This window comes from Microcystis sp. LE19-10.1B (genome assembly GCF_027530565.1).
Lineage (GTDB): Bacteria > Cyanobacteriota > Cyanobacteriia > Cyanobacteriales > Microcystaceae > Microcystis > Microcystis aeruginosa.
This window is the reverse complement of the sequence record NZ_JAPZQM010000391.1, coordinates 1-9,658: the sequence shown is the minus strand read 5'-3', so window position 1 is coordinate 9,658 and position 9,658 is coordinate 1. Positions and strand designations below refer to the sequence as shown.

The following is a 9,658-nucleotide window of genomic DNA, read 5'->3' as shown; positions in this document are numbered from 1 at the left end:
CAGTAGGGTGGGTTAGCAACGCGTAACCCACCACCATAACCAAAATCACCCACCACAATTGTCGGTGCGTTACGCTATCGAAGAGCGCACCCTACGGATTAAAAATATGCCGCGCATTTTTGATCATATTGAGTCCCATTTATTGCCAATTTTACAGAAAAGGGGCTGATTTTTGTGTGGGTTATTTTAATTTGCGCGGTTGGCAGTAACCTTTACACCTTTAATACCTTTGACCTTTATGATGAGCTAAGGCCATTTGATAAGAAGAAATGGGGGATACTCCTTTTAATCTTTGTCCTCAGTCATTTCTTCCCAAATAGCAACGACTATACTAATAGGTAAAAAAAACAACAAGAAAGGGAATATAAATTAAAGTTATTAATAAATCAATCAAAAAAATTAGGTCTCGAATATTATATTTAAGTAGTCGTGCAAAATTAATTTCCTAGTCGAGACTCCGAGACAGGAGACTCCGAGACAGGAGACGGGAGACGGGATACAGGAGACGGGAGCGGATTTGAGTTTTCAGTTCACTGTTTACTGATCACAGCAGAAGTCTGACGGAGTAGTGGCTTAGATGTGTAATTAATTGTGATTAGATACTTACCTAAAATGTCGGTTTGAAGGAACCCTCGGTTTCACCGACGCGCTTGCGCTTTCGCGCTTTACGCTTTGAAAGTGAAGATATACTTTTTTAGCGTATCTGGATTTTGTGTATTTTCTCAGTTTTTTTTAAACTTTACTCCAGTATCTAATTTACTCTTAATAGAAAGAATAGATTCATAAATATATTTTTATTCCTCATAATAGCCCCATTCATGCAATTGTACTCCTGACTCCTAACCCCACCAACAAACTTTTTCAGCCAACCCTACTTAGGTTCTCACTAAGGATTTATTGACACTGGCTTCAATTTGATAAATAGAGGAAAGGACGCTACCTTGATGATTATTGACTAGATCATATTTGACTTCCTGTAAATAATTAAAAATGGTATCCCGCAGAATCGTTTTTTCAATGTTTACCCGGTGCTGATAGTCCCATAAATCCCAAACTATCAAACCAATTCCCACGATTGGATCGATTAATTCTGCGCCAAAACTACTCGCTACTGCTCCACCGGTTTTAGTGGCAATTTTCGCCCCGGTTTTTCCCGCTAGGGACAAATAAACTGTGCTGCCCACTTTCACCACTGGGATGAGAGATTTAACTCCCAAAGCAGTGGCACCACCGACTAAAAGTTTAATTGATGTGTTAGAAATATTGCCCTCGGTATCTTGAATTGTTATGGCTATATCGCTAAGATAACGATCCCATTTACCTTGGGGAATTTGATAACTGGCCTGAATATTCTCTAATTCATTGCTTAAATTATTGACATATAAATTAACGGCATCCCTAGTAATTCTCTCTAGACGCAATTGAGCCTCTTGGGGACGAATTACCCGTTTAGTAAACTCGGTTTGAATAGTTTTGGTCAAATTTTCTGCCACCACCTGTTCCGGGGGTGGATTATCTGTATTGACCCAGTGAGCGATCGAGGAGTATAATCCGCTTAAAAAGGCCTTGCCCTCAAATTGTTTTTGATTGAAATAGTTAAAATACCAAGGCAGAAAACCCTGATCTACTCGTGTCATCAACTCCTCCACCCATCCCTCAATTTCTCCTAGGGCGAAGCTTTGAGAATTTGCTCTCGCTGTCTGTAAAGCTTGGCTAATCTCCCGATCGATTTGACTGTTAGATTTTTCGGGTATAGTGATGGGAATCTCTAGGTTAGTTTCGGTAGCAACCCTAGTTTTTAACGGTTCATTGCCGGCAGTTCCTAGCCAAATTTTCCCTAAAAGAGGCAAGATAACCACTAGAACAACTATAGCCCAAATTAACGGGGTTATTGCCTTAATCAGTTGACTGATTGCCTGAATGCGGTTAGTTTTTTCACTATACTGAGGTGGCTCAATATTCTCTTGTGAATCTGGCCTGGAGTTCATCAGCTAACCTACTTAAAATTATTAGATCATTGTTCTCAAAAAACCGCAGAAACCCCAATTTTCCGAGCAGTAATCTGGAGAGGACATTATCGGGTAAAAGGCAGCCAATACCCGATAAATATCGGCAATTTTAGCGAATCTCTGCCTTCATCCGTTCAAGGGTTTGCTGCATTTGGTCGAACATCATTTGGGGAGTCATACCAAATTGACCTAATTGGGTTTTTAGCTGTTCTACGGTCATTTGGGCGGAAAAATCCTCAGATAACTCAAAACGCTTCATAAATATCTTGTAGCGTTCCATTAACTCCTCCATCCTATCGATAAAGATTATTTTACCCTCTCGATCGAATTTACCGTACTCGCTGCCTAGTTGTGTGAGAGACTGGTAATCTTCAAATAGCTGTCTAGCTTCCTGTTGAACCACTTCTGAGTCAAAGAATCCCATAATCTTAAAACTGCTTATCGTCGATAGTTATTCTCTCCCCTATTTTATTTTAGCCGGGGAAAAAGTCTAGCTCCAGCCGATTTACGGATTACCGTATTGGGGAAATCGAGCAGATCACAAACGACCTCTCGTCGCAGTTTAACCGTTGCCCCAGGGAGTTTAAGATTAAAAGTGATCAGACCTCTTGTAAAAATCAAAAATTGTCCTTTAACTGCCCCACAGTGGCTATTTTGAGCAATTTGGGCTGCAGCCCTTATAATTTGCCAAAACGACGATGACGACCCTGATAATCTTTTAAAGCGCGGTGAAATTGCACTCGATCGAAATCGGGCCAGAGGGTGTCAGTAACATAGATTTCCGCGTAGGCCATTTGCCATAGTAAAAAATTACTAATTCGCATTTCCCCACTACTGCGAATTAACAGGTCTGGGTTAGGAATCCCAGCAGTATAAAGATACTGTTCAAAGAGAGATTCATCGATCGCTTCTGGGGAGACTAAACCCTGTTGCACCTGACGAGCGATCGCCTGACAAGCTTGCACGATCTCCTCTCGGCCACCATAATTAGTAGCCACCGTAAATTGAATACCGGAATTTTTGCTAGTTTCTGCTTGAGATTTAGCAATTTCCCGTCTTAAAGACTCTGGCAAGGCTGATAAATTACCAATAAAGCGAATTTTGACATTTTGCTGCATCATTTCTTCTAATTCCCGCCGCAAAACCCGCTCGAATAGAGTCATTAAAAACTCTACTTCCTCCAGGGGACGACCCCAATTTTCCGTCGAAAAAGCATAAGCAGTTAAAGCGGGAATCCCCCAGTCGCGACAACAGCGCAGCAAGTCTTTGAGTGCATCTACTCCCCGTTGATGGCCCATAATCCGGGGTAAACCACGATTTTTCGCCCAACGACCGTTCCCATCCATAATCACTGCGACGTGCTGAGGCAAACGGTTTTTATCTAAATCCGTAGGTAATTCTGGTGATAAGCTCGGTTTAACAGTCATTTTCTATCTTTCGGGGTTGCGCTGGGCGAACGGGAGAATTTTTCTAAGATTAGACGACCTTTTAAGCCAATTGTACGCCCTAAACGTCCCCAACTCGGTGCGACCACTTCCCCCTCTCCCGACGGAGAAAACTTCGCTTCGAGCAGCTCTTTTAGTTTACTACTGGTTAAAGGCCGATCCAAATTACCCCCCGACGCGAGGGAAATCGAGCCAGTTTCCTCAGAAACCACAATACAGATACAATTATCTAGCCTTTCGGTAATGCCCATGGCTGCCCGATGACGGGTGCCTAATTGCCTAGAGGTACTGCGCTCCGATAGGGGTAGAATAACACCAGCGGCCACCACTCGATCGCCCCGAATAAATACAGCCCCATCGTGCAGTAAAGTTTTAGTTTGAAAAATAGTTTGAATTAATTCCTTAGATACTTCGCCATTTAGCATCACTCCCGGATTGACAAACACCTTGGTGTCGAGATTGCCACTGGTTTCTAATACCATCAGCGCACCGGTGCGATTTTGAGATAGATCCTTCACCGCGTCCACTAACTCATCAATGACATTATCGGTCTTGGGAGTGGGGGAACTTTTTTTAAATAATTCCCATACTTGACCTTTGCCCAATAATTCTAAAAAACGGCGAAATTCCGACTGAAAAATCACAGCGATCGCTACGGCTGCCCCCAAAATCAATTTTTCTAGGACTAACCCCAGCAAGCGCAATCCTAGGGCATCGCTAATCACCGAGGCCAGCATTAAGTAGATTAGTCCTCGCACCATCCAAAAGGTACGCCGCTCGCCGATAATTAGCAGCAGCATATAGGTAAGGAGGAGAACTAACCCAAAGTCTAGGACTGACAGACCATGGCTGAGAATCCAGGACAATAACCGGCGAGGGTCCAGAAAAAAACCCGACATGGGGGACGATAGCGATGAGGTTTATATTAAGGAGAGTCGATTGGTTGACATACCCCACGCCGTAAACGGACGTGGATTCTTCTAGCATCACTGCTGTGAATTTCTGGCTCAACGAGTCCACTTGAATTAGATTCCTGGCGAAATCCAACCCAGAGGTGGTTCTCTCCTCAGACTTTCGCTCCATTACAGAAGCCTGTTCTCGTATGCCCTACGATACAGTTCAAAACCTCTAAAATAATTGGTTTCTTTGGTACTTGACGCTTAGAGCTTTTACCTATAGGAGCATTCCCCTATAGAACCCCATAACTCTAGTTTTCAAGGTGCGTTCATCGGTTGATGACTGGGTTTTTTAAGCGGTTGCTTACCCTGCCCGCTATTCTTAATATCATACATCCTATAAAGTCGCCCTAAAAGGGCGAGGCTTTAAACCCAATTTTTCGGTAAACGGTCTTGACGCAGCAAATCCGCCAGATTTTCCCGTTCAAGGATCAGATTAGCTTCTCCATTTTGGACAATTACCGCCGCCGGACGGGGTAAGCGGTTGTAATTAGAAGCCATACTGTAGTTATAGGCTCCTGTGGCTAAAACCACTAAAATATCCCCCGGGTTGGTTTTCGGTAGCGTAATATCCTTAATTAGAATATCGCCAGATTCACAATGTTTTCCAGCTATTGTCACCACTTCCTGACATTCTTGACTCATTTTGTTAGCGACCACGGCCCGGTAAACCGATTGATAGGTAATCGGTCGGGGATTATCGGACATTCCGCCATCGACGGCGATATAGGTGCGGATTTCGGGGATTTCTTTGCGATTACCCACTGTATAGGCCGTTACGCAAGCGGTGGCAATCAGAGAGCGTCCCGGTTCGGCAATGAGCAGGGGATAAGCGATACCTCTTTCCTGACAAGCTTTGGCCACTGCTAAGGACACTGCTTGCACCCATTCCTCGATACTTGGGGGGTCATCACTTTCGAGGTAGCGAATTCCTAAACCACCACCCACATTTAATTGCTCTAGGGGTAAACCCCGTTCTAATCCTAATTTAAACCAATCTGCCAGCACAGAGGCTAAGTCTTGGTGGGGTTGACGTTCAAAAATCTGGGAACCGATGTGAGCGTGTAAACCCAGACAATTCAGCTGCGGATGAGCTAAAACATAGTCAAATACCGCTTCGATTTGATGGGGGTCAAAACCAAATTTACTGTCTAAGTGACCCGTGCGAATATATTCGTGGGTGTGACACTCGATGCCGGGGGTTAAACGCAACAGGATCGGAATAGGGGTATCAGGACGATTTTCGCCTAATTTAACCAGATTTTCTAGTTCTAGCCAGTTATCAACGATAATAATGCAGTTATGCTCGATCGCATATTCTAACTCGGCGATCGATTTGTTATTACCATGAAAGTATATCGGCACAGCGGTTTTATTGATCTGGTCTAAAGCGGTTAACACCGTATGAATTTCTCCGGCCGACACCACATCAAAACCTAATCCTTCACTAGCGACCACGGCCGATACAGCCAGGCAATTCCACGCTTTCGAGGCATAAATTACCCTAGATTCTCCGGGATAATGTGTCTGGAAACCTTGCAGGTATTGACGACAGGCAGTGCGGAGGGTAACTTCATCGACAATATACAAGGGTGAACCGAAACGCTCCACTAGGGTGGTCACATCGCAACCACCGATTTCTAGACAATCGCGGTTATTAACCTTGGCTGTCAGGGGTAACAGGGTTTGATTCGGGGATAGACAATCTTGATAGGCTAAATATTTTTGTCCGGAATTGCTGATTTTAGGTTCAGTTGATAGCATAATCGGTGTTTTTTGTCAAGCAATCGATAATTTTTGTTACAATCTCTGCCCATCACCGATTCAGTCAAGGGAAATTTGACCGTCGGTGATCTAGATAACCAAAATAGTTCTCTCTTTCAGTGTACGATCAACCACCCGCTAAAAATCCCTTTTTTGTCTGGAAAAAATCGAGCAGCGACCCCGAAATAGTGGTAATAGTATTGAAGGAGTGGTCTTAAAAGTGATGATATGACTGACCAGAATGGCGTGTTAGTAGAAGAACAGAGCGAGGATATTACCCGTAAGATGAGTCAATTAGCCACCGAGTCGCCGAAAAATCAATTACAGATCCTGACACAATTAGCTGGGGCCGGAGAAGGTGGCCTAACTGTATTGAGAGATTTTTTATTAGCCCAGCGTCCCACTCCCGTTAATCTGGTGACAGGTAAGGCTTATCAATTGCTCTATCAAGATAATAGCGCTCAGAGCAAGGAATTTTTAGCTAATTATTTTCCCACGGGGGTTGTTCCCCTCGATAGTGCTAAAGGTATCGATTATCGACTTTTACAGGAATTATTGGCTAAACAGGATTTTCAAACTGCCGATAGTCTTACCCGTCAAAAACTCTGTGAATTAGCAGGAGAAGGGGCAATACAGAGGAAATGGGTCTATTTTACGGAAGTAGAAGCTTTTCCCAAGGTTGACATTCAGACTATTGATAATCTTTGGTTAGTTCATTCGGAAGGGAAATTCGGTTGGTCGGTGCAGCGCAAATTATGGCTCGGTGTCGGTCAAGATTTCCCGAAACTCTGGCCGAAAATTGGCTGGAAAAATGGCAATAATTGGACAAAATACCCGCAGGAATTTATCTGGGATTTAAGCGCTCCCGTGGGCCATTTACCCCTGTTAAATCAACTGCGCGGGGTGAGAGTGGCCGCCTCTTTATTCTCCCATCCCGTCTGGAGTGAAAAATAGATTAGCGATAGTAAAAATCGTAGTTTTTTAGGGCATTCAGTCGGGCTAAATTGAGACGATAATGATAGCCTAGTCTTTTTTGGAGGGGTTGCCAAAAATCTTTTTTAATGGGAGGTTGATAACTGGCATCAAGGTGATTGCTTTTATTTTTGAGGATTAACCAAGCTTCACCGGTATCTACTGTCCACCCGACTTTTGCTGCCGCTAGTCCCATAATACTGCCTTCGCCACTGTGCATTCCTTTCATTTCTAAATAGAGTGCTATCTTCCCCCAAAAATGCAAAAACTCTTGCTCTTTCCCTCCATCTCTAGTGACTATAAATAAAGACTCTCCAATCCAATTTACTTGTTCACTCGGAATTCCTAGTTTTTCAGAAACCCTGATTAAATTAGGTAAATCCCGAGGACGATATTTTTTATTATGCTCAACCATACTCTGATGACAACCAACGATACCTGGAGTAAAATCAAGATTGTCCGGTAATGATTCTATTAGTCTTGTATCCGCATCGATAAAAATAGCTGTCGGAAATAACTTTAAACTTTCTTCTAGAACAAAGCGTTTATCATTATAACAATGTAAAATACCTTTTTGAGTATGTTTAAAAGCCATAACATTGGGACTATTATCAAAATACTGAGGGGCATCAGTTCCCACCACTAGACTGCTCTGAGGGGCGTATTTTTGTAAATATTCAGCCAAAGTTTTAGTTAATTTTTGATACTTTTCTCTTAGGGCTAAAGTGCAAAAACAATAATTTGCTGTCGGCTCGGAAAGATTCATCATAGACCGTTAGTATTGAGAATTTTTCCCCCCAGTGTATCAGCTTTCTACATTTTCGGGACGATTTCTTGTAAGGCCGCTTCTAGATTAGGATAACGATAGTCAAAACCGATCGCTTGAGTGGCTTTTGGCAGCACTTCTTGACCTTCTAAGACGATTTTTGCTCCTTCTCCCAAGAGAATTTCGAGGGCAAAATCTGGCACTGGCAACCAAGAAGGACGATTCATTACTTCCCCTAAAATCTGACAGAATTCTTTCATCCGGACGGGATTGGGTGCAGTAGCGTTGAAAGTACCGCTAATTCCCTGGCGATCGAGACAATAGATAATTAAATTAATTAAATCATCCCGATGAATCCAAGAAAACCACTGACGACCGCTCCCAATCGGTCCGCCGGCAAAAAGTTTGAAGGGTGGGATCATTTTCCCCAGGGCCCCCCCATTGCCTAAAACAATACCCGTGCGAAGAATGACTAAACGAGTGCCGTAATCTTTAACTTTTTGGGCTGCTGTTTCCCACTTTTTACAGACATCTGCCAGAAAATCGTCACCGGGAGGGCTATTTTCGTCAAAACTAGCGGTTTCACTGGTTCCATAGTAACCGATCGCCGAGGAGTTAATTAAAACTTTCGGTTTCTGGTCGGCCAGTGCGGTCGCAACGCGCTCGCTACGCGAGATCGCCTCGACAATTTTCTCGGTGCCGATTTCCCGACTAGCGACGATTGCTCGTTTTGCTTCACCGGTCCAGCGTTCCGAAATCGGTTCTCCCGCTAGATTAATCACCGCGTCACATCCGCAAATCTCTTTTTGCCAATCCCCCGATTCTGTGGCGATATAGGGAATAATCTCTATCTTAGGATAGATTGACTTTGGGTAAATTCTTCGGGCTTTATCGGGATTGCGAGTCAAAATTAGGATGTCATCGCCGCGATCATAGAGTTTGACCACCAATCTACTACCCACAAATCCCGTCGCCCCAGTAATCGCTATTTTCATGGTTTCTTGACTAAATTTATCCTTATTTTAGCTGGTTTTTGGCTATCAGAGTTCAGGAGTCAGTCCCGATGAAAAAATTTTCACCCCCACAGATGAAAGATGTTTCTTTCCCTACACCCCACACCCTACACCCTCTTTCAAGTCGGTAGTCAGGAGATTATTTTTATTTGTTCTCCCCACACCCTACACCCCACACCCTACACCCCACTTCCCACTTCTCACTTATCCTGATACCCCATCCCGTTAGCGGCTGCATAACGATTCATAAAGCGCAGAAAACGCTCCCAGTGTTCATCGGTGATTTCAAAACCACATTCTACCCGTTGAATTTCATCTCCTTCATCTCCTCCAAAAATAAACTTAGTCGAGTTGGGAATAACTATAATCACTCCTTCCTCATCGGTGAGACGGAGATCGCCGTAGGTGCGGGTGGTGAAACTTTGGAAACGTTCGATCGCTTTCAGGGTTTTAAAAGTCATCAGGACATTGCGAATCCCGGTACTTTTATTTTTGCGGAGACTAACACCGCTTAATTCTTCTGATAAACCGACAAAAAACTCGATCGTGGGAGTGGTCATAGGTATAGCTATAAAATTTTAGTTATTGATTTTGGCTCTTCGGTTTGTGTTATGCAATGGACGGGGGTTATAAGGGATGGAACCCTTATATAGAAAGGCATTTAGCGATTTTTGTCAATTATTTCTTATCTAGAGCGAACTAATCAATTAAGTCTCTTGCCAGATAAGGATTT

Annotated in this window: 10 protein-coding genes; 2 read left to right on the top strand and 8 right to left on the bottom strand. The window is 43.4% G+C overall.

Annotated features, from left to right (window positions below):
• Positions 1 to 875 precede the first annotated feature (875 nt).
• The 5 genes from O9332_RS14155 to lysA all read right to left on the bottom strand — a co-directional run bounded on the left by O9332_RS14155 (position 876) and on the right by lysA (position 6,174).
• Positions 876 to 1,988, bottom strand: coding sequence for a hypothetical protein (locus O9332_RS14155; protein ID WP_002757036.1), 1,113 nt, complete (start codon positions 1,986 to 1,988; stop codon positions 876 to 878).
• Between the two features lie 130 nt (positions 1,989 to 2,118).
• Positions 2,119 to 2,433 (bottom strand): DUF1825 family protein, encoded by a 315-nt coding sequence (locus tag O9332_RS14150; RefSeq protein ID WP_002738222.1) that lies wholly within the window; start codon positions 2,431 to 2,433, stop codon positions 2,119 to 2,121.
• A gap of 253 nt (positions 2,434 to 2,686) precedes the next feature.
• On the bottom strand, positions 2,687 to 3,436 hold the full coding sequence (gene uppS, locus O9332_RS14145) for a polyprenyl diphosphate synthase (protein WP_002757028.1): 750 nt from the start codon (positions 3,434 to 3,436) through the stop codon (positions 2,687 to 2,689).
• Positions 3,433 to 4,353 (bottom strand): diadenylate cyclase CdaA, encoded by a 921-nt coding sequence (gene cdaA, locus O9332_RS14140; RefSeq protein WP_002757027.1) that lies wholly within the window; start codon positions 4,351 to 4,353, stop codon positions 3,433 to 3,435. The genes uppS and cdaA overlap by 4 nt, the downstream gene beginning before the upstream one ends.
• 423 nt (positions 4,354 to 4,776) lie before the next feature.
• Positions 4,777 to 6,174, bottom strand: coding sequence for a diaminopimelate decarboxylase (lysA, locus tag O9332_RS14135; RefSeq protein ID WP_288026085.1), 1,398 nt, complete (start codon positions 6,172 to 6,174; stop codon positions 4,777 to 4,779).
• A 228-nt stretch (positions 6,175 to 6,402) separates the two neighbouring features.
• Between lysA and O9332_RS14130 the strand changes: the two genes are divergently transcribed.
• Positions 6,403 to 7,128 carry a GUN4 domain-containing protein gene (locus O9332_RS14130; RefSeq protein ID WP_002757025.1) on the top strand — a complete coding sequence of 242 codons (726 nt, stop codon included), beginning with the start codon at positions 6,403 to 6,405 and terminating at the stop codon, positions 7,126 to 7,128.
• 1 nt (position 7,129) lies between these two features.
• On the opposite strand, the gene O9332_RS14125 is transcribed toward O9332_RS14130, so the two are convergent.
• Both O9332_RS14125 and thyD read right to left on the bottom strand, forming a co-directional pair.
• Positions 7,130 to 7,915, bottom strand: a complete 786-nt coding sequence (locus tag O9332_RS14125) for a hypothetical protein (RefSeq protein ID WP_288026082.1) — start codon at positions 7,913 to 7,915, stop codon at positions 7,130 to 7,132.
• 44 nt (positions 7,916 to 7,959) lie between these two features.
• On the bottom strand, positions 7,960 to 8,907 hold the full coding sequence (gene thyD, locus O9332_RS14120; RefSeq protein WP_287971753.1) for a thylakoid membrane protein ThyD: 948 nt from the start codon (positions 8,905 to 8,907) through the stop codon (positions 7,960 to 7,962).
• 99 nt (positions 8,908 to 9,006) lie between these two features.
• Between thyD and O9332_RS14115 the strand changes: the two genes are divergently transcribed.
• A complete protein-coding gene (locus O9332_RS14115; RefSeq protein WP_283160160.1) occupies positions 9,007 to 9,138 on the top strand; it encodes a hypothetical protein in 132 nt (43 codons plus the stop codon).
• Here the strand turns inward: O9332_RS14115 and psb28 are convergent.
• Positions 9,126 to 9,485, bottom strand: coding sequence for a photosystem II reaction center protein Psb28 (gene psb28, locus O9332_RS14110; protein ID WP_002757021.1), 360 nt, complete (start codon positions 9,483 to 9,485; stop codon positions 9,126 to 9,128). The two genes, O9332_RS14115 and psb28, sit on opposite strands and share 13 nt — an antisense overlap.
• Positions 9,486 to 9,658: the final 173 nt, after the last annotated feature.